The 20324-nt window shown below is 44.3% G+C and carries 17 protein-coding genes; all 17 read right to left on the bottom strand.

Annotated elements, in window-relative coordinates:
- Window positions 1-12: 12 nt before the first annotated feature.
- The 17 genes from der to SALPA_RS24805 all read right to left on the bottom strand — a co-directional run bounded on the left by der (window position 13) and on the right by SALPA_RS24805 (window position 20314).
- Window positions 13-1338, bottom strand: coding sequence for a ribosome biogenesis GTPase Der (der, locus tag SALPA_RS24885; RefSeq protein WP_021170347.1), 1326 nt, complete (start codon window positions 1336-1338; stop codon window positions 13-15).
- Between the two features lie 209 nt (window positions 1339-1547).
- Window positions 1548-2855, bottom strand: a complete 1308-nt coding sequence (locus SALPA_RS24880; protein ID WP_145100406.1) for a DUF512 domain-containing protein — start codon at window positions 2853-2855, stop codon at window positions 1548-1550.
- 153 nt (window positions 2856-3008) lie between these two features.
- Window positions 3009-4214, bottom strand: a complete 1206-nt coding sequence (spoIIP, locus tag SALPA_RS24875) for a stage II sporulation protein P (protein ID WP_145100403.1) — start codon at window positions 4212-4214, stop codon at window positions 3009-3011.
- Window positions 4204-4968, bottom strand: a complete 765-nt coding sequence (locus SALPA_RS24870) for a DUF1614 domain-containing protein (RefSeq protein ID WP_255451344.1) — start codon at window positions 4966-4968, stop codon at window positions 4204-4206. The genes spoIIP and SALPA_RS24870 overlap by 11 nt, the downstream gene beginning before the upstream one ends.
- An 85-nt stretch (window positions 4969-5053) precedes the next feature.
- On the bottom strand, window positions 5054-6133 hold the full coding sequence (gene fni / locus SALPA_RS24865) for a type 2 isopentenyl-diphosphate Delta-isomerase (RefSeq protein ID WP_255451343.1): 1080 nt from the start codon (window positions 6131-6133) through the stop codon (window positions 5054-5056).
- A gap of 8 nt (window positions 6134-6141) precedes the next feature.
- Complete coding sequence (locus SALPA_RS24860) at window positions 6142-8139, bottom strand: bifunctional 4-hydroxy-3-methylbut-2-enyl diphosphate reductase/30S ribosomal protein S1 (RefSeq protein WP_255451342.1); 1998 nt, start codon at window positions 8137-8139, stop codon at window positions 6142-6144.
- A gap of 96 nt (window positions 8140-8235) precedes the next feature.
- On the bottom strand, window positions 8236-10095 hold the full coding sequence (locus tag SALPA_RS24855; protein WP_145100400.1) for a carbon starvation protein A: 1860 nt from the start codon (window positions 10093-10095) through the stop codon (window positions 8236-8238).
- Window positions 10096-10315: 220 nt separating this feature from the next.
- Entirely contained in the window at window positions 10316-11083 is a 768-nt protein-coding gene (locus tag SALPA_RS24850) for a LytTR family DNA-binding domain-containing protein (RefSeq protein ID WP_186451222.1), read from the bottom strand.
- Window positions 11076-12800, bottom strand: a complete 1725-nt coding sequence (locus SALPA_RS24845; protein ID WP_145100394.1) for a sensor histidine kinase — start codon at window positions 12798-12800, stop codon at window positions 11076-11078. The genes SALPA_RS24850 and SALPA_RS24845 overlap by 8 nt, the downstream gene beginning before the upstream one ends.
- 2 nt (window positions 12801-12802) lie before the next feature.
- Window positions 12803-13414, bottom strand: coding sequence for a 1-acyl-sn-glycerol-3-phosphate acyltransferase (locus tag SALPA_RS24840; RefSeq protein WP_145100391.1), 612 nt, complete (start codon window positions 13412-13414; stop codon window positions 12803-12805).
- Window positions 13407-14081 carry a (d)CMP kinase gene (cmk, locus tag SALPA_RS24835; protein WP_145100388.1) on the bottom strand — a complete coding sequence of 225 codons (675 nt, stop codon included), beginning with the start codon at window positions 14079-14081 and terminating at the stop codon, window positions 13407-13409. The genes SALPA_RS24840 and cmk overlap by 8 nt, the downstream gene beginning before the upstream one ends.
- Before the next feature lie 14 nt (window positions 14082-14095).
- Window positions 14096-15394 carry a 3-phosphoshikimate 1-carboxyvinyltransferase gene (aroA, locus tag SALPA_RS24830; RefSeq protein ID WP_145100385.1) on the bottom strand — a complete coding sequence of 433 codons (1299 nt, stop codon included), beginning with the start codon at window positions 15392-15394 and terminating at the stop codon, window positions 14096-14098.
- A gap of 15 nt (window positions 15395-15409) precedes the next feature.
- Complete coding sequence (gene aroF, locus SALPA_RS24825; RefSeq protein ID WP_145100382.1) at window positions 15410-16435, bottom strand: 3-deoxy-7-phosphoheptulonate synthase; 1026 nt, start codon at window positions 16433-16435, stop codon at window positions 15410-15412.
- Between the two features lie 117 nt (window positions 16436-16552).
- Window positions 16553-17113, bottom strand: a complete 561-nt coding sequence (locus SALPA_RS24820; RefSeq protein ID WP_145100379.1) for a DUF5359 family protein — start codon at window positions 17111-17113, stop codon at window positions 16553-16555.
- Between the two features lie 132 nt (window positions 17114-17245).
- Window positions 17246-18484, bottom strand: a complete 1239-nt coding sequence (locus SALPA_RS24815) for an NAD(P)/FAD-dependent oxidoreductase (RefSeq protein ID WP_145100376.1) — start codon at window positions 18482-18484, stop codon at window positions 17246-17248.
- Between the two features lie 80 nt (window positions 18485-18564).
- Window positions 18565-19299, bottom strand: coding sequence for a pseudouridine synthase (locus tag SALPA_RS24810; RefSeq protein ID WP_145100373.1), 735 nt, complete (start codon window positions 19297-19299; stop codon window positions 18565-18567).
- A 31-nt stretch (window positions 19300-19330) separates the two neighbouring features.
- On the bottom strand, window positions 19331-20314 hold the full coding sequence (locus SALPA_RS24805) for a hypothetical protein (protein ID WP_145100370.1): 984 nt from the start codon (window positions 20312-20314) through the stop codon (window positions 19331-19333).
- Between the last annotated feature and the right edge of the window lie 10 nt (window positions 20315-20324).

Here is a 20324-nt window from a genome sequence, read left to right as displayed (position 1 = left end):
CCCTCAATTTGTTTACTCATCTTTCTCTTTGCGTCCGCGAACAATCAGTTTGAGTGGGGTTCCTTCAAAACCAAATGCTTCTCTTAATTTATTTTCTAAAAAACGCAAATAGGAAAAATGCATGATCTCAGGGTCATTGACAAAGAAAATAAACGTAGGTGGTTTAACAGCAGGCTGGGTAGTAAAGTAAATTTTGAGCCGTCGTCCCCGCTCAGAAGGCGGTGGATTGATGGCTGTTGCATCTTCAATAACTTGGTTAAGTACACTTGTTGTCACCCGCATTGCATGTTGATCAGCTACATATTTAACAAGCTCGGTTACCCGCTGCACCCGTTGTTTGGTAAGGGCTGAAGTAAATAAAACCGGAGAATATTGTATAAAGCCCAGTTCTTCACGGATGGTTTCGGTAAATTTAAGGGAAGTCTTACTGTCTTTTTCAACGAGATCCCATTTATTGACAACAATAATACTGGCTTTCCCTGCCTCGTGGGCATAGCCGGCGATTTTTTTATCTTGCTCGGTTACTCCCTCTTCGGCGTTAATAACCATGAGTACTACGTCACAGCGGTCAACTGCCCGCAGTGAACGAATAACACTATATCGCTCAACAGGCATGTCAACCTTAGCCTTACGGCGCATCCCGGCAGTATCAATCATTACATAGGACTGTCCCTCTTTAGTGAAGTGAGTGTCAATAGCATCTCTGGTAGTTCCGGGAATATCGCTGACTATGACTCTATCTTCACCAATGATAGCATTAACCAGTGAAGATTTGCCAACATTGGGACGGCCGATTACGGCAACTTTAATCTGATCATTTTCTTCAGGTTCAATATGTTCTTCAGGCAAGTTCTCAATCAGCCTGTCCAGCATGTCGCCAAAATTAAGTGCATTGGTGGCCGAAAGAGCAATTGGATCGCCTAGTCCCAGGTTGTAGAACTCATAAATGTCAGCCTCATTCTTCATGTTGTCAACTTTGTTTACTACTAATAAAACTGGTTTTTTGGTATTGCGCAGAATCACGGCTACTTCGTTGTCGGCGGTCGTCATACCTACCTTGCCGTCAACAACAAACATGATGACATCAGCCTCGTCGATGGCCAGCTTAGCCTGATTGCGAATTGCTGTAAGCATTTTGTCAGTAGTTTCAAATTCGATACCACCAGTATCAATCATGGTAAAATTACGGCCCAGCCACTCGGAATCCATGTAGATGCGATCACGGGTAACACCAGGTATATCTTCTACAATAGATAACCGATTTTTTCCGATATAATTAAATATGGTTGATTTGCCGACATTGGGCCGGCCAACGATTGCAACAATTGGTTTACTCATCAAATATCACCTTGTATCTTTCTAATAATCAACGATTGCTGTGCACAGACAAGTTACCGGTTAGCAATAGTTTTGCCTGTCCCTGCCACGCTATACTCTTATCTTTGGCGGCGAATTAAGACTCCCGCCTCTGCAGGCGGCGTTTGTTCAGGCGAAGTAGACTCCCCACCTGAACCCGCCGATGTTTCAGCTATGCCGAAACAAGTTCACTACCGCCAGGCGGCGAGCAGCTGTTTTAAATCCTGAGCAAAGTAGGCCGTGCGCACAGGAACATCTAGTTTGGCGGCAATTGTATCAGGTGTCAGATTATCGAGAAAAACATGTTCGCCTTTTCGGAGTGCCACCCCTGGAATAATAACCCCGGTACGGGAACCTGGTATTTCTTGTAAAGCTGCTATTATATCGCCGCCTGTCAAGAGTCCGGTGACAGTTATGCTACTGCCAAAAAACTTATTATCTACAGCAATTATTCGGACTGTCAGGTTGGAAATCCGAAATTCAGCTATAAGGGGCGAGAGAATTTTCGCTGCTGAAATACCACACACAACATCAATATAGTGAGGTTCACTATATCCTTCCATTGCTACCTGTTCCTGCTCCCAATCAGCCAAAAAGCTGCGAACAAGGCCGATACCATTTTCAAGCTGCGGAAAGCCATCATACGATTCATAATCAGGAATTTCTTTACCGGCAGCCAGATAAAATTCATCAGCCAGGTATACAAAGGATGAGTGGCTTTCTTCACGACATTTTTTTTGCCAGTGGTGTACCAGCTTAATTATCTCTCCAGCAGCTGAAGATGAAAATCCGGTCAAGGGGTGACAGTTATCACGATAACAGGTAAGACCGACAGGTACAATGGCCAGTGATAAAACCGCAGGGTGCATAGCATATAAATCACGGATAGTTTTCTCTAATTCTATGCCGTCATTAAATCCGGGGCATAAAACAACCTGAGTGTGGAGCTCAATATCTTTCGCTACTAGTTCATTTAGCTGTTCCATAATTTTCCCAGCATGCTTACTGCCCAGCATTTGCTGTCTAAGCTCACCATTTGTCGTATGTACTGAAACATAGAGTGGTGATAAGTGAAGTCTGGCGATTCGATTCAGGTCGCGTGAACTTAAGTTCGTCAAGGTAACAAAATTCCCATACAAAAAGGACAGTCGGTAATCATCATCTTTGATGTAGAGACTATCACGCATACCGCTAGGCATTTGGTCAACAAAACAAAAGATGCAATTGTTGGCACAGTGCCGTACGTTGTCGAATACTGCACTTTCAAATTCCAGCCCTAAATCCTCGTCGTACTCTTTTTCAAAGGCAATTAGTTCCTGATTGCCTGAAGCATGTTCAATTAGGAGTTCAATTTCTTCCTCTGCTAGTGCAAAACTGAGATCAATAATATCCTGAACAGCCTCTCCATTGACCTCAAGTAAACGATCTCCAGGCACAAGGCCGATTTCAGCGCCGATACTATCTGGTATAACAGTAGATATAATGCCTTTATATGTCAAAGTATTCCCCCCTTTCTTTACTATTCCGTTAGTAGCTATAATTTCCTGCAAATTGTTTATTAAACAACAAAATAAAGTGAGAATTAGCTTCAGCAAACTGTAAGGCATAAGGTAAATAAGAAAAAGGCAGGACCTAAGCCTGCCTGGTAAGAGCTACTTTTTATCGTCCTGCTGATCTGTGTCCTCTGACTTTGCTGGGGTATTACGCTGCTTGCTTTTTTTGGTTCCCAGGAAGTTAGTAAACTCAGTGGAAGTAAAATTTTTAAGTTTGGCGCCAGCTTCTTTTAAACTCCCTGTGCTTAGCAGCAAAAAGGCTGCGCCGCCGACAAGTAAGAGTCCTAAAATCCATCCCATTGATTTAGTCGCACCTGACGCGCCACCAGCTGCCGAACCTAAACCGGTATTACCAGCTGCACCAGTCGCCCCGGCAGCATTGGGTCCTGTGGGAGTGCTGGATTTTCCCAGCACAGTGGGCACAATATCAGAAAACAAAGCAATCCCCTTTTCGGCTGATTCACGATCATTGGTTTGAGCACCTACTTCCAGCAGCATAGAACGCGGGTGCAGATCCTGATTGTAATCACCGCCTTTGGCGAAAAATATTCCTTTTACCAATCCGGGATGCTGTTTGTCAGACGCTGCCTTTATCTGGAGTGCATAGTCTTCAATTTGTTTACCTGTTGGTCCGTATTTACCGACAACAAGCTGAACTTTACTCACATCTTGCCCATCAATGGTGGTTTTATATACCTGTGGTGGTACTGCATCACGATGAACATCAAAAATAGCATCAGGCTGTTCTTTTTTTATCAAATCCAGTACCGTCCGCCGAGAACGCTCGTAAGCCATATCGTCATGTGGATCATGCTTTGCTTGCGAGTGGATGACGGTAACTCCCTTTTTCTCTAATGACGCAGTAAAGGCATCGCCAACTTTGTAAATGCCGCCAGCTCCCAAGATGCTTTCTTCACCATCTGTAGGCACATAGGATTCATCGGAGTGGGTATGGTAAATAGCAACTTTACCGTTACCTTCTGCTTCGGCAATGGCTGGTTTAAGATAGGCTTTTAAGTGACCAAGTATACTTGTATCCTCATAATAATAGGCAGATAAGTTAACATCACCGAGAAATTTAGCATAGGCAACGTTTCCCTCAACACGAAAAACTTCATAGCGCCGGTTATTTTCAGTAAGTACCTGATCGCCGGCTCGCATTTTCCAACCGGTCATATACACCGAATTACCGGCTTCATCAACAACTGTCGAATAATTTCCATTGCTGCTTTCAGTAGCGTAGCATAAAGCATTTGCTGTAATAAATAGCAGAGCCAGTAATGTAGTAAGAAGCTTATTTACCATTGTTGCTTTCCTCCTTGTCAGAGGTATCGCTATCTTCCAGCTTCTTAGCCACTTTGTGATCCGCTATTGCTTTTTCTTCAGGATGTAGTTCTTTACTAAATTCATATAAACCTTCAGGCCGGTTGGGGCCGAGTACTGGACCGCCTTGAAGCTTCTCCCTCGTTTCGCCCACGAGTTCGGCAATCATTACAGCGACAATACCAGCGATAATGGTAACATCAAATGCTCCGGCCCCGCCAAGTGAAGTAGTGCCAGGAATGCCCAAACCTGAAAGCGTAATAATGTGGACAATATCACTGAGCACGACGCCTAGAACACCGCCGACAAAAGCGCTGCGGCGAGAACGACCAGCTATATAGGCGATAAGGCCAGCTGCTAATCCATAGATTAGTTTGGGATCAAGAAACATGTTCTCTGGCTCATATGGCAGGTAGCGAGAGCCTAATGATATAGTCGCGGCAACAAGCACTGCGGCTACAATTGCCCGTACTCTTTCGGCTGTTTCATCTGCTTTGGTAATTAAGTAGATGCTCAGTATAACGGGTAGCACCGCCCCGCCGACATTGATAGTAATCTCCATCGGAGAACGCATAATGGGAATGTCAATGAAACTGCCGACAACAATACCGGCAATAAATAGTAATGCTTGTTTATCCGTCATGCGCATGCGATCTAAGATTCGTTGAGCTAATCCAAAGTAAACCAGCACACTGACAACTAACAGTAAAATCATCCCAAGCGGCATATTCATCATGTTATCTCACCTCATAGCCCTGTAATGTTGATTTATCAAGGCTAGTTTGTGCTGTTACCGCTTAATTAATGCAAAAAGCATGGCTTTAAGCCATGCTTTTTGCATATTTTTTTCGCTCAGCAAATTGCGCTGTAGTAATTCCCCGGGCTGATAGCCATTCTTGACTGAAACCGGTAATTACCATCGGGACTGATCGTAGATCAGTGATAGTATGGGCACCGATCAAGAGCATGAAGCGTTTTATATCAATAATGAAATTTTCATACCAGCGGATAGCCTCTTCTAGTCCCTGGCAAGTAATTACTTTTAATACAGGACCGGCAATGCCTACTGCCATACCGCCAAGAGCAAGAGCTTTTACGGCGTCAAGTGGTGTCCGCACGCCGCCTGATACAACCACATTCACGTCTGGTGTGACTGCCGACATTACTTCGACGGCTGCAATAGCTGTAGGAATCCCCCAGGACATCATCTCAGCATCTAGGGTTAGCTGCCCGCGGGCAGCTTCAATGGCTAGAAAGTTGGTGCCGCCGCTGCCGCCTACATCTATGACTTTAACGCCAATACCGGTAAGTGCTTGCGCTTGTTCACGGGCAATACCGCAGCCCACTTCTTTAACAATGACAGGCACGTTAACTTTTTTGACAATAGCTTCAATATGAGATAGATAGCCGCTAAAATTGCGGTCGCCTTCACTCATAATGATTTCCTGGCCGGCATTAAGATGAATCTGGATAGCCTGTGCGCCAATCATTTCAACAGCACAAAGAGCAGCCTCCGGGGAAGCATGGGCGCCCAGATTGGCAAATATTACGCCATTTGGATTACGCTTTCTTACCACTTTATAGGACTCAGCCGCCGCCGGGTCTTCAATAGCGGAATATTGTGATCCTACCGCTATCGCCGCTCCTGTCAACCGGGCAAATTCTGCTAACTCACAGTTAATAGGCATGACATCGGCTGCGCCGCCGGTAATTGCATTAATAATAATGGGTTGTGACAAGGGGATGTCAGCGATAGCTGTATTGATAGTAATATCCTGCCACGCCAAATCAGGAAGGCAGTTATGCACCAAATGAAAATCAGTAAATCCGGCAGCCGCCGGGCCATCATCCAAGAGCAGAGAATACTTCAAGTGTTCCAATTTGCGTGACTGCCGTATCATGTGTTTTTTTAGTCCTCCCGCTTGAATAAATGACCAAACTTATCGCCAAGTGTAACTCCTGATGAAGGAGCTTGGGCTAGGAGATAATCGCTGAATTCGGCTCGCTCTTTATCTTGTTCGGCTTGGGCGATACTAAGCGCAATCCGCTTGTTTTCTTTGTCAATAGCAAGAATCTTAACAGCAACTTGTTGACCGACGCTGACCACTTCCTCAGGACTAGCTACTCGGCGCTCGGCCATTTCGGAGATATGTACCAGTCCTTCAACCCCTTTTTTAAGTTCAACAAACGCGCCAAATTTGGCAAGCTTGCTAACTTTGCCAGTCAGGACGGTTCCCACTGCCAAAGTTTCCACTGTGGCGTACCAGGGATCACGTTCTAAATCTTTTAAGCTGAGGGCAAGTTTTTTTGCTTCCGGGTCGACTTTGAGGACAACCACAGTTACCTCATCGCCAACATTGACAACTTCTTGGGGGTTTTTTACCCGCTGCCACGACAAGTCGGAGATATGGATAAGCCCATCAATACCACCCACATCGACAAACGCGCCAAAGTTAGTCAGGCGGCTTACTCTGCCGGTAATGTTTTGTCCTACTGCCAGTGTGGCAAACAGTTCTTTTTCTTTTACTGCTCTTTCTTGCGCTAAAAGCTGCTTACGCGATAAGACGGCTTTTTGTTTTTCTCTATCAATTTCAATCGGGATTGCCTGAACAGTCTGACCGACAAACGGCTGCAAATCTTCGACAAATCTAAGGTCAACCTGCGAAGCCGGAATAAAGCCGCGTATGCCGAAAACGCTGGAAACCAGCCCCCCTTTAACAACTTCGGTAATTGTAGTTTCCAGCGGCAGTTTGTCAGTAAGTGCTTGCTCTAATTTATCCCAGGCAGTAATTCTATCTGCTTGTATCTTGGACAGCTTGACCTGACCATCAGCACTGTCGGCGTCAAGCACCAACACCTCAATGACCTGTCCTACGCCAACAATTTCAATCGCCGTTTGCGGTGCCGGGTAGGCCAGTTCTGATAACGGAATTACTCCTTCGGCCTTATAACCAATGTCAACAAATACCTCATCATGCCGGACACCAACCACAGTCCCTTTTATAATACTGCCATTCTCTACTTTACTAATATCAGTCATAGTTAGTGCTTCCATTTTTTCATATACCTCCTTAATTACCCAATCAGGTGTTGATGCTCCAGCTGTAATCCCGGCAGTTTGTACACCTGTAAACCACTCAGGCTGTAGTTCATCAGCTGATTCGATGTGATAAGCAGCCTTGCCGGTTTCCTGGCAGACGCTGGCCAAGCGAGCTGTATTGGCACTATTTTTGCCGCCTACAACAATCATAAGGTCTACTTTTTGGGCCAAATTGATGGCTGCTTGCTGCCTTAGATCAGTTGCCGTACAAATGGTGCGTTCAATTTTGAGTTCCTGGCATTTGGCTTGTAAAATTGTGACAATAGCTTGAAATCTCTCAGCGGCAAATGTAGTTTGAGCTACTACCCCCAGCCTGGAACAATGTGGCAGCGCTTCGGCCTCAGCAGGTGTTTCTACTACTGAGGCTGCTTGGTTTGTCCAGGCAAGAATACTTTGCACTTCAGGATGGTGAGGTTCGCCAACAATAACTACCTTGTAGCCTGCTTGTAAGAGCTCATGGGCTGCTTGTTGAGCCTTCTTTACATGTGGACAGGTGGCATCTACCACCTGCAATTGCTTGCTTTCGGCCTGGTCGTATATGTCGGGGCCAACGCCGTGTGACCGGATAATGACTTTGCCTGCTGCTATTTCTTCCAGTTTGTCAACCGTACTAATACCTAATTCGTTAAGGTGGCTTATCATCTGCGGATTATGGATAATCGGACCTAAAGTATGTACCGGACAGTTTACATCAAGTGAGCTGATAGCCATATCGACAGCTCGTTTGACGCCATAACAAAAACCTCGGTGTTCGGCCAGGAAAATTTTCACATTAGCCTCCTGCATGGTAGTCTTTGGTTTAATCACCTTATTATAACCCCTTTATCCCTATGTTTCAAATAAAAACCGCCACTATTCAGCCAAAGCTAACATAGTGGCGGTTTTGTTTCCCTAATCTAATTATTAGCTGGGAATGTTGGGCGGAGGATTGGAATTAACTGGGCAAGACTGAAATGAAATCTCGGTATTCATACCGACAGGCTTATCAGTTTTTAAGAGTTTGAGCCACACTCTAATCGAGTCAGCCAAAGTAACAATTACTAGAATAATGAGGGCAATACTTATCGAGCCGTTGGTAGTACCAAGTGCATCACCACGTTTGAAGAACATTTCTATGTTCATTACACCAGCGGCAAGAACAGTTACTGCCAGGAAAACAAGTGGCGCAAATGTTATCAAGGCATATGATTTTTTCGGAGCAATTTTTAAGATAATGGTTGTGCCAATAGATAGGGCAATTACGGCCAAAAGCTGGTTGGCGACACCGAAGAGCGGCCAGATGGAGGCAACATCTCCACTATAGAGCAAATAACCCCAGAAGTAGGATACGAGAGCACTGGTAAAGAGAATGCCAGGCCACCAATTAGCTTGTTTAAGTGGAGCATACAAATAAGTGCCAAGCATATCTTGGAGAATATAACGGGCTACACGGGTACCGGCATCGATTGTGGTCAGAATGAAGAGCGCCTCAAACATAATAGCAAATTGATACCAGTAGCTCATAAGGTGCTTCATACCGCCGATATTGGAGAAGATATGGGCCATACCAACGGCCAGCGATACTGCGCCGCCAGGACGATGGGCAACATCCATTTCTACTAGTCGGGACAATTCTTTGAGCTCAACAGGGGGAATTCCCAGTTTAGCAAATACTGCCGCGGGGCTGTTGATTGCAAAATAGTCGCCAGGCATAAGTACAACTGCCGAAATAATAGCCATTACAGCAACAAAGCCTTCTGTAATCATACCGCCATAAGCAATCATGCGGGCCTGAGATTCTTGTTCAATCATCTTACAGGTAGTACCTGCACTAATTAGCGCATGGAAACCGGAAATGGCTCCACAGGCAATGGTGATAAACAGATATGGCCACCAGGGCCCGGGAATGATAGGTCCGCCGCCATCCATAAATCTAGTAGTAATAGGCATATTAATCGTAGGCTGGACAATGAGAATACCAAAGGCCAACGCAAAAATGGTACCAATTTTCATGTACGTGCTTAAGTAATCACGCGGAGCCAACAAGAGCCATACTGGCAGAACAGCCGCAAAGAAGCCATAAAGTGGCAGTGCGACTGATAACTGTGGTTTGGTAAGGTCAAAGATACTGGCTATACCAGCCCACGGCTGACCAGGGCTCAGCCAGTGACCGGTGAATACTGCACCCAGTACTAAGAGGAAACCGATAATTGAACCAGAACGAATGGCGCCTGGGCGAATTTTAAACATATAAAGACCAACAAAAATAGCAATCGGGATGGTCATCGCTAATGTGTATAAGCCCCAAGGATTTTTAAATAGAGCATTTACAACAACGATAGCCAAGCCGGCAAGAGCAACGATAATAATAAAGAAAGTGGCAAGTGAGGTTGTTATCCCGCTCAACGGGCTAACCTCACGCCGGGCAATAACGGCCAGTGATTGACCATTGTGGCGCATTGCGGCAAACAAGACGATAAAATCGTGAACTGCGCCTGCAAATACGGAACCTAGCAAAATCCACATAAAACCAGGACCCCAGCCATACTGGGCAGCAAGTACCGGACCAACAAGCGGACCCGCACCAGCGATGGCAGCAAAGTGATGACCAAATAATACCCATTTGTTGGTAGGAACAAACTCACGGCCATCATTGCAACGATAGGCAGGAGTTATGTTGGCATCATTTAATGCCAGTACTTTTGCCGAAATAAAGGCGGAATAATACCGATATGCCAGAACATAAACACAAACAGCAATTACCAAAAGATTCACTGAATTCATTAAATAAGTCCTCCTTTCAAAATAAGAAGTAGAACATAAACAAGCGCCTCCGTAGTAACTACCCGCCTCCTTTCACTGGAATTTTCTTCATCCTATTTCAAATAATACAGTATATTGTGTCAGCTAACAATATGTATGCGGTGAAATGACAAAAAAACAGGATGAAATACATTATCATCCCGGTCAATGGCAGAATTTATTTACATAGTTACATGCCTTTTCATAAACCAAACATTTTTTTCAGCTTTGAGACTTGCTGGCGACTTACGGGGATTTCTTCGGCTAATCCCTCTACTATTAGATTATAAGTACCGTTAAACCATGGGATTATCTCGCGGATCTTTTCAATATTAACAAGATAGGCACGATGTGTACGAAAAAACAAACGTTCATCGAGGCGAGACTGCAGATCCTGGAGAGGCATATTGGAGTAGTAGCATTTGTTAACCGTCCGTATGGATAATTGTCCTTCTGTACAATACGCAGCAATAATGTCTTTAGTATCAATTACAAAGGCTTTACCATTATGCTCTATTGCTAGTTTCTGTAAGCTATAGAGCGCAGGCAAGTCGTCATTTCGCTTATTGGCATTTACCGGCATCGATTCAGAGAGTAGCGTGCGAACTTTTTCAATACATTTTGCGACCCGTTTTCCAGAGAAGGGCTTTAGTAGATAATCGACGGCGTTAAGTTCAAACGCTTTTACAGCAAATTCTTCATGAGCAGTAGCAAAAACAACCAGCGGTATGACATTAGCTAAATTCATTTTTTCGGCGGTTTGTAATCCATTTAAACCTGCCATTGCAATATCCATGAAAGCTAAATGGGGATTAAGTGCCGGTATAGCAGCAAGAGCTGCTTCACCGCTTGAAAATTCCCCAACAATAGTAACTTCGGGAAATTGCTCTAATAGATATTTTAACTCACTGCGTGCTGGCGCCTCGTCATCAATAATCATAACCCTAATCGTAAGGTATTGTTCAGCCATTAACAACCACCTCTGCATCAATAGGAATATGAAGCAATACTGTTGTCCCCTCCCCTTCTACACTGTGAATGGCGAGAGCATATTTGATTCCATATATAGCTTTAAGCCGTTCATTGACATTGGTTAGTCCCACACCAGCACCTTTGCCAAACCCCGGTTCCAACACTTGCTCCTGGATCGCGGGGGGAATGCCTTGACCATTGTCGGTTATGGCAATTTCGACACACCTCCCGATTGTTTTAGCAACAAGCTGAATGGTACCTCCATCTGCTTTAGCTAAGAGACCATGCTTTACCGCATTTTCCACTAAGGGCTGAAGCGTGAAGGTAGGAATTAATATCGCAAGAGTATCTGGGGCAATATCTTGTTCAATAATTAGTCTGTCGCCAAACCGGGCTTGTTCCAAGGTTAGATAAGAGTCTACATGCTCCAATTCTTCTTGGAGAGTTACAAAATCACGGGCCGTTTTCAGACTGCGGCGAAAGAATTCACTCAATTCGATTAGGAGCTTGCGTGCTTTATCTGGATTGGTACGACAGAAAGAAACAATCGTGTTTAAAGAATTAAACAGAAAATGCGGATTAATTTGGGCTCTGAGAGCTTTGAGCTCGGCTTTTGCGGCCAATTCTGCCTTATGCTGAAGGGCTGATAATTCAAGCTGGGTACCAAATACCTGTCCAAGTCCTTGAGCAAATTCAATATCAAGTGCTGTAAGTGCTTCTTCGTGGGCATAATACATTTTCAGAGTACCGACAAGCTCATCCCGGCAGTAAAGCGGTACTACTATGGCTGACTTTAAGGGACAAGACGCTGCCGTGCAGCCAATTTCCTTTTGGCTCTGTGCTACAGTAATCTGTCCCTGAGCCAGGCAGGATTTAGTTAATTTCGTAAATATCGGCAACCCCTTGATATGGTGATCGTTTCCTAATCCAATATGGGTTAAAACCCGCTCCAAATCAGTAATCGCTACTGCCGCGGCGGAAGTCATGCTTAATATGTTGACTGCCACCTTTTCAGCCGACATCGAATTAAGTCCCTGCCGAAAGTGAGGCAAAGTTACATTGGCTATTCTGAGCGCTCTGTGTGTTTGCAGAGCAGCAATTTTAGTCTGATGTTCCCGGGCATTATGAATAATAATCATAAAGATAGCTATTCCCAGAGAATTGGCCATTGACATGGGAATGGTAATTTGTTTAACAAGTGATAAGGCTGTTTCATAAGGTTTAGCAAATACTATAATTAACCCCATGCTAAGTAAAATAACGCCAATGCCAGTAATTGTACCAGTAATCCATTCGGGAACTTTGGGCTTTGTTCGTTTGTGGATGTAACCTGCAAGGATACCGCCAAGCAAAGTAGCAATGCCGCATTGCAGAGCCGTATAGCCTCCCAGACAAATGCGATGGATACCGCTAATCAGGCCAACTGCGGTTCCAACTACCGGGCCGGCCAGGAGGCCGGCGACAATGGTTCCCGTATCCCGGACATTCGCAAGTGCGCCTTCAATTGGGATACCAAAATATGTGCCGGCAATAGAGATCATTGAAAAGATAAAGACCAATATGAGTTTCTCACGGGAAGTGGTATTTTTTTTGAAAATTAGTCTAAATGCTTGTGTATGAGATAATACATAGGCGAAAACAGCAATTATGGCAATCCGCTGCACTAAGATTATGGATAAGTTTGTGTCTAACACTTCAATTGTCGTGTTTTCCATGCTTATACCTGCTTAGTTATTGAAGTATCTGCTTCTTCCAGGAGGTGACTAATTTCAGTCATAACCTGGGCACTCATTTTTCCCATACTTTCTTTACCGGCAGTGTCGCAGCCAAACAGGATCGGTTTACCAAACCGTATGCAAAACTTCGGCAGCACATGACCATCACGAAATATCTTATTTGTGCCAATAACAGCAGCCGGGATAACTGGAACACCAGCCTTGAGCGCCAGCAGAGCCAGTCCTGCTTCCGGAGCCCCTAGTTTTCCATCTTTACTACGGGTTCCTTCGGGAAATATCACCAGAATAGAACCATTTTTAAGGAGCGTTAATGCGGTTTTAATTGCTGTTCTGTCGGCTGCGCCGCGTCTTACGGGAAAAGCCCCTAATTTGCTAATCAGCCAGCCAAACACAGGATTGGCAAATAACTCTTCCTTAGCCATAAAGTGCGCTCTGCGTGGTATGGCAGTACCGACTACCGGTGGATCCCAAAGACTTATATGATTTGCTGCAATGATAGCGCCGCCGGCAGGAATATTCTCAACTCCGGAAATTCTCCAGCGAAATACGATTGAAAAAAGAATGGTAAAGAACATACGCAATAATTCATACACCTGTCAGTTTCTCCCTACACAAGTCTATTATTTTTGTCACCGCAGCTTCAATAGAAAGGTCGGTAGTATCAATGGTAATAGCATCAGGTGCGACTAGTAAAGGGGCAAGTTCACGTTCACAGTCTTCCTTATCGCGGTAAGCAATTTCCGCTTCCAGTTCACTCAATTGTATTGTATACCCTTTAGATAGTAACTCCTGCCAGCGGCGTTTAGCCCGTTCAGCAATTGAGGCAGTCAAAAAAATTTTTATATCGGCATGCGGTAAGACATGGGTACCAATATCACGGCCATCCATAACAACCCCACCCAGTTTGGCCATATCTTGCTGTAATTTTAACATAACCTCTCTAACTTCGGCTACTTGGGCTATCTTGGGTACAAGACGGCTGATTTCCGGAGTGCGAATAGCCTCGGTAATATCCTGACCGGCTACAGTTATATTGGTTTTGCCATTTTTATAATCCAGCTTTAAGTCAAGGTTATGGGCTAATTCAGCAATTGTTTGATTAGTTGGTTCAACGTTTTGTTGGAGCGCCTGCCAGGCTGCTGCCCGGTACATAGCCCCGGTATCGATATAGTTATAATTTAATTTTTGGGCAGTAAGCTTAGCCACAGTACTTTTTCCTGCACCTGCCGGCCCATCAATGGCAATAATTAATCGCTTCATAAGTTGTCTCCTTGTTAATCCTGCCTAAACTTAGATAAAACGTCAAAAAAGTCAGGATAAGAAATTTTTACACAGTCCGGTTCGTTAATTGTAACACCCTGAGCAGCCAAGCCAGCAACCGCCAGCGACATGGCCATACGATGGTCATGGTGGGAATCGCAGCTAGCGGAGTTTATACTTTGTGGTCCGTCGATAACAAGGCCATCCGGATTTTCAATAATTGTAGCCCCCATTTTTCCCAGTTCGAGTGCAACGGCCTTTAAACGATCGGTTTCTTTTACCCGGAGCTCTTCTGCACCTTTGACAACAGTTTGTCCCTCTGCAAATAAAGCAGCTACGGCAAGTATGGGAATTTCGTCAATAAGACGCGGGATAATCTCAGCATCAATCGTCACGCCTTTTAGATTAGCCGAACGGACAATAATATCAGCAACCGGTTCCCGTCCGCTCCAGCGATTATTGGTAATGGTTATATCTGCCCCCATTTGTGTTAAGACATCAAGAATACCTGTACGCGTCGAGTTAATACCAACATTAATTAAGGCTAATTCACTATTAGGAATTATGGATGCCGCTACCAGCCAAAAGGCAGCTGAACTAATATCGCCAGGTACATCAAGGCGCTTGGGCGCAACAATTTTTTGTATTGGTTCAAGGATAATAGCCCGGCCTTCCCGTTTCACAGGTATCCCAAATGTTTCAAACATGCGTTCTGTATGATCGCGTGAGGGTATGGGTTCTGTAATGGTGGTCGGCGTATTGGCATAAAGTGCTGCCAGCAATATCGCCGACTTTACCTGGGCGCTGGCAACAGGCATATCATATTCAATACCGCAGACTTGCTCAGGTGCACTGATGGCCAGCGGCGCATAGCGTGATTGACCGCGTCCTGCTATTTGTAAGCCCATTTTAGCTAGTGGTGTGATTACTCGCGCCATCGGACGTTTTCTAATGGAAGCATCGCCTGTCAGAACGCTAAAAAACGGCTGAGCACCCAGTAAGCCTGTTAACAGCCTGATGGTGGTTCCAGAATTACCAGCGTCAAGTACATCGCCAGGCTCGCTCAGTCCATAGACCCCCTTGCCTTTGACCGTAAGTACACCGCCCGTATCTTCCTCAACGATTACCCCTAGGGACCGCATACAATTAATTGTTGACCAACAGTCAGCCGCATGCAAAAAATTTGTTATTGTCACAGGTGTATCAGCAAGCCCAGACAGCATGATACTTCGATGCGATATTGACTTGTCTCCGGGAATCGTGATTGCTCCTGTTAAGCCACCGGTTTTTGGTATTTGAATGATTTTACTCATAATCTTCCCTCTTTACTATTTGATTTTGTTAGTTAATGAACGTCCGAGTACGGTAGTTAAATTACTCAAGTCTACCATAAGTTGAGCAAAATTTTCCGGCGTTAGTGACTGTGGTCCATCAGATAAGGCTTCTTCCGGGTTTTGGTGCATTTCAATTAAGAGGCCGTCTGCCCCGGCAGCTATCGCCGCCTTGGCCATAGGACTAACCCAACGCCAGCTGCCTGTACCATGGCTGGGATCAACAATAATAGGCAAGTGACTTAGATGTTTAATTACCGGTACGACGGTCAAATCTAAGGTATTTCGTGTATAGGTTTCATAAGTCCTGATCCCCCGCTCACAAAGTACGATTTGATTATTGCCGCTTGACAGTATGTATTCGGCAGCCATAAGCCATTCCTCAATAGTTGCCGCCAGACCACGTTTAAGCAAAACCGGTTTCTTGCTCAAGGCTACTTCTTTGAGCAACACAAAGTTTTGCATATTACGTGTGCCAATTTGCAGCATGTCCACATGTTCTGCCATTAACTCCACGTTACGCGGATCAGTTACTTCCGAGATAACCGGCAAAGCTAATTCTCGCCCAACCTTCTTGATTATTTCCAGTCCTTTTTTTTCTAGTCCTTGAAAACTATAAGGTGAGGTGCGTGGTTTATAAGCGCCACCGCGCAGCATGGCTGCGCCAGCGGCTTTGGCACTTACACCTGCCTGATATAGCTGCTCATAACTTTCAATCGCGCATGGTCCGGCAATAACCGGTATGGATTTACCACCAAAACTGGCGCTGCCAACCTTGACAACAGTATTTTTGGGCTGAAATTCTCTGCTGGCCAATTTGTAAGGTGTTTCAACAAGCAGAACTTTATCGACACCAGGCATTCTTTCGTATAAGTCGGGATTACAGGCAGCTAGGTCACCATTGGCTGTAATAATTTTATCACTTAAGCCGGAGATTAAGTGGCCATCTAAACCTAGTTGACGAAGCTTATCCAATACTCGGTCTACTTGGTCGGCAGTGGCTGCATTCATCAAAATAATCATAATAGGCCTCCACAAATATCGAAAAATATATTAAATATAACTTCCCTGCCTAATAAAAATTTCCTCTAATCTTTAGCAACTATTGGCAATTTTATGTGATGGCTTTCCAGCAGTAGTTTACCGTTTCAATATAACCTTGCCGACAACTATGACATTACTCCGGCTTTGGAGTAGAATACCATCTAACGGTGATAGTATCCTATCATTTTTATGGGTATCAATAATAAATTGAGCAGGCCTTGTAAGCTTGGTAACGTCAATTTCAATATAATCACCGTTATATACAGTAAATTCAATGTTTCCTTTGGCAAAATTACCAACTACTTCACCATTTATTGTTAGCAATCCATCGCCAGTAGCTGCCGGGGTAATCATTCGGATCGTAATCTCTTGACCAGAGCGTAAGGAACGTATGGATTTGGCAATAACTTTGTCTACCGTGGTCATTATTTTATTAGAATCAACCCGGGAAATGTCAGCAGCATACATTGTTGGGGGAGATGTTAGTTGTTCTCCCTCCAATTTATCTACTAGCGATAAATATTTCCGGGTGTCGGCATGTAAGAGGAGTGCTTGAACAACTACTAACAGGATAACAGCAATTGTCGTCAGTCTTATAAGCAGGCGATCAATAGTAATAATGTATTTGCGACGGAACCTGTTATTCCTGTTTTCCATACGACTCCCTCCTATCGCTATATACAAGATGTAAGATTTTTGCAGGCGGGTGGTGTGTTGGCAAAAGCAAAAGTCAAACGCTAGTGGTGGAGCATTGTCAATACACCACCCGCCGGGCCTGCAAACATAGTATTACGTCGCCGCATACTTGCCGGCCACATAACCGGTAGAAAAGGCTGCTTGCAAATTAAAACCACCAGTATAACCATCAATATCAATGACTTCTCCCGCAAAAAAAAGCGCGTTGACCAATTTGGACTCCATTGTGCGAGCATCTATTTCTTTAGTGCTGACACCACCGGCGGTTACGATAGCTTCAGTCACCGGCCGGGTTTGAGGAATTGTAAATGTGAGATGTTGTAAAACATTCAGTAAACGAGAGCGTTCTTCTTTGGTAATCTGATGAACAAATTTATCGGCGTCGATAAACGACAAGTCAATTACAACAGGAATTAGTTTGGCTGGCAGCAGTTCATGCAAGGAATTTTTTAGTTGTTTTTTAGCAAATTTGGTAAAATCACGTTGTAATCGCTTGTCCAAAATCTCCATGCTGAGTGCAGGTTTAAGATTAATTTCTATTGTTACTTCTTTATCAGGAGTGGCAACAAATAGTTCTGCGACCTTTTTGCTCAAGGATAGAATTATAGGGCCAGACAAGCCGTAATGAGTGAATAGCATCTCACCAAATTCATCAGCTGCTTTTTTACCGTCACAGATAACAGTTGCCGTAACATTTTTGAGTGATAATCCCTGTAGCTCGGTTATCCAGTCTTCTTCGACTTCAAGCGGTACCAAGGACGGTTTGAGCGGTACAATGGTATGGCCGATAACCTCAGCCAATCGATAGCCATCACCGGAAGAGCCTGTACCTGGATAGGATGCGCCACCTGTGGTGACAATTATAGCATCAGCCCGATATTCAGCATCAATCGTGGCAGCGCCAATGGCCCTGCCATTTTCTACGATTAGTTTTTTTACCGGCTGCCCCAATGTAACAGCAACATCTAGTTTGGCTAGTTGCCTGGCAAATGCTTTAATGACATCTTTGGCTTGATCGCTGACTGGAAAGACACGTCCGCCGCGTTCCACCTTTGTTGGTAAGCCGGCCTGATTGAAGAATTCAATACTATCAAGATTGCTAAAGGCATGAAAGGCGCTGTATAAAAAGGAACCGTTTCCTGGCATGTTTTTTACTAATTCAGGAATATCACAGCTATTAGTAAGATTACAGCGTCCCTTTCCCGTAATGAGTATTTTACGACCGATATCCTTCATTTTTTCCAATATTGTTACCTTAGCTCCGTGCTGTGCGGCGCTGACTGCTGCCATAAGGCCGGCAGCACCGCCACCAATGATAAGAACCTGTTTCATATCTCACACTCACTTTTCAAAAGTAGTATTGTAGTTAATTTAGTAAAAAACCCTTATTCTCCGAAATAAGGGTGAAAAAATTAATCGCTTTGTTTTTTGCCCAATCTTTTTAATTCCTCCACTTCCCCCGCGTGCAGTTGGCGGTACTGCCCACGGCGAAGCCCTTCTAATGTTAAGAAGGCAATTTGAATTCGTTTGAGATTTTTCACAGGATAGCCGATGGCCTCACACATTCGACGTATTTCCCTGTTTTTACCTTCATAGATAACTATCTCCAGTGTAGTCAGTTCTTTTTCCTGGTCAATGGCTATCTTATTGATTTTAGCAGGGGCAGTCATGCCATCTTCCAGTTTAATACCTACCCGTAACTTATCAAGCTTCTCCTCCGGGGGATACCCCTGAACCTTCGCTAAATAAGTTTTAGCAATTTCATGACTGGGATGGGTTAAGGTATTGGTTAAATCGCCGTCATTGGTCATAATAAGTAATCCTTCGGTGTTATAATCCAGTCTGCCAACAGGATAAATTCGCTCCGGAATATTGGCAACAAGGTCGGCCACTGTTTTGCGGCCTTGAGGATCTTCCAGAGCTGTTATTACCCCTTTGGGTTTGTTAAGTAAAATATAGAGATATTTTTCGGCTTTTATCAGTTTGTTATCAACGGCAATCCGATCCCGTTTAGGCTCAACCTTGGTACCAAGTTCGGTAACAACCTTGTTATTAACCGTTACCCGCCCCGCTTTTATGAGCTCTTCGGCATCCCGCCGTGAAGCAACTCCAGCTTGCGCAATTACTTTCTGCAAACGTTCTAACATTAAATTTCGATTCCTACTTTCAAAATGTATTTTACTCTTGAATGAATTGACTAAAATCAGTCTGGACTTTACAGGTACGCACATGTTTATTGTCCTTGGTTACTCGTTCACAACTGCCACAAATTCCTTCACCGCAGCACATAGTAGTGTTATTAGTAGCTGCCATCGGCAGACTAACTCTCGCGGCGTGCATAGCAGTAATAATTCCATAATGTTGGTCATCAGGGCCGGCACTGACGATTAGTTCCGGACATTTTTGGCTATCGGCCAACTGCTCGGACAAAAGACGTATTCCCAGCTCACGCATAGAGGCTACTTCCTGAACGTTAACTCCAAGCTCGATAAGTTCGCCGGCAATAAATACCTTCCCAATCTTTCCAGGTGCTACAATAACCTGGATAGTGTTGTTCTTTTTTACTAGTTGCCGGGCTATTGGTATAGCTGGTGACTGTCCGATACCTCCAACTATTAATAATATTTTACCATCATCTATATTGTCAATCCAGGGTTGACCAAAAATACCATTATAATATGGTCCACGTACTAATACTTGTTTATTATCATTAGCTAGCAGACGCGCAGATTTAGGACCAATTGTTTCGACAACTACCTGAATAGTATTCCCGGTTACCTTCATTACACCGGTGGGAAAGTGATAAAATTGCTGGTCTATTGGCCGGCGCAAAAAAACAAAAGAGCCGCATTTGTCAACTGACTGAGCAAGTTCAGGCGTAACTTCAATTTCTAATAAGTATGTATGCTCAGAAATTTTCTCTTTTACGACAAACTCAGTATCAGCTTCCAAACGTACTGGTGCATCAATATCACTTAGCCAATTATTTTTTTTCAGTTGCCACTGTTTTTCATATAGTATGCACACTCCACTCCAGTTACAGTCACATACCTCCTTACCTTTCAAATGACTGCAAAAAGTGCAATGATTAGTTTCCGCTAGCAGGCAGGGACAATAGGGTGAGTTGATATCAATACATCGGCTAGCCAATTTTTTAAGCATAACGATCCCT

This window comes from Sporomusa sp. KB1, from assembly GCF_007830295.1.
In the GTDB taxonomy this organism is placed as follows: Bacteria; Bacillota; Negativicutes; order Sporomusales; family Sporomusaceae; genus Sporomusa.
Note: the sequence above shows the minus strand (reverse complement) of the source record. Positions and strands in the feature narration are given on the sequence as shown.

What these genes read in the sequence shown, in the direction of transcription:
- der (WP_021170347.1), bottom strand. Translation starts at nt 1,338, where the DNA reads ATGAGTAAACCAATTGTTGCAATCGTTGGCCGGCCCAATGTCGGCAAA.
- spoIIP (WP_145100403.1), bottom strand. Translation starts at nt 4,214, where the DNA reads ATGGTAAATAAGCTTCTTACTACATTACTGGCTCTGCTATTTATTACA.
- SALPA_RS24870 (WP_255451344.1), bottom strand. Translation starts at nt 4,968, where the DNA reads ATGATGAATATGCCGCTTGGGATGATTTTACTGTTAGTTGTCAGTGTG.
- fni (WP_255451343.1), bottom strand. Translation starts at nt 6,133, where the DNA reads ATGATACGGCAGTCACGCAAATTGGAACACTTGAAGTATTCTCTGCTC.
- SALPA_RS24855 (WP_145100400.1), bottom strand. Translation starts at nt 10,095, where the DNA reads ATGAATTCAGTGAATCTTTTGGTAATTGCTGTTTGTGTTTATGTTCTG.
- SALPA_RS24850 (WP_186451222.1), bottom strand. Translation starts at nt 11,083, where the DNA reads ATGGCTGAACAATACCTTACGATTAGGGTTATGATTATTGATGACGAG.
- SALPA_RS24845 (WP_145100394.1), bottom strand. Translation starts at nt 12,800, where the DNA reads ATGGAAAACACGACAATTGAAGTGTTAGACACAAACTTATCCATAATC.
- cmk (WP_145100388.1), bottom strand. Translation starts at nt 14,081, where the DNA reads ATGAAGCGATTAATTATTGCCATTGATGGGCCGGCAGGTGCAGGAAAA.
- aroA (WP_145100385.1), bottom strand. Translation starts at nt 15,394, where the DNA reads ATGAGTAAAATCATTCAAATACCAAAAACCGGTGGCTTAACAGGAGCA.
- aroF (WP_145100382.1), bottom strand. Translation starts at nt 16,435, where the DNA reads ATGATTATTTTGATGAATGCAGCCACTGCCGACCAAGTAGACCGAGTA.
- SALPA_RS24820 (WP_145100379.1), bottom strand. Translation starts at nt 17,113, where the DNA reads ATGGAAAACAGGAATAACAGGTTCCGTCGCAAATACATTATTACTATT.
- SALPA_RS24815 (WP_145100376.1), bottom strand. Translation starts at nt 18,484, where the DNA reads ATGAAACAGGTTCTTATCATTGGTGGCGGTGCTGCCGGCCTTATGGCA.
- SALPA_RS24810 (WP_145100373.1), bottom strand. Translation starts at nt 19,299, where the DNA reads ATGTTAGAACGTTTGCAGAAAGTAATTGCGCAAGCTGGAGTTGCTTCA.
- SALPA_RS24805 (WP_145100370.1), bottom strand. Translation starts at nt 20,314, where the DNA reads ATGCTTAAAAAATTGGCTAGCCGATGTATTGATATCAACTCACCCTAT.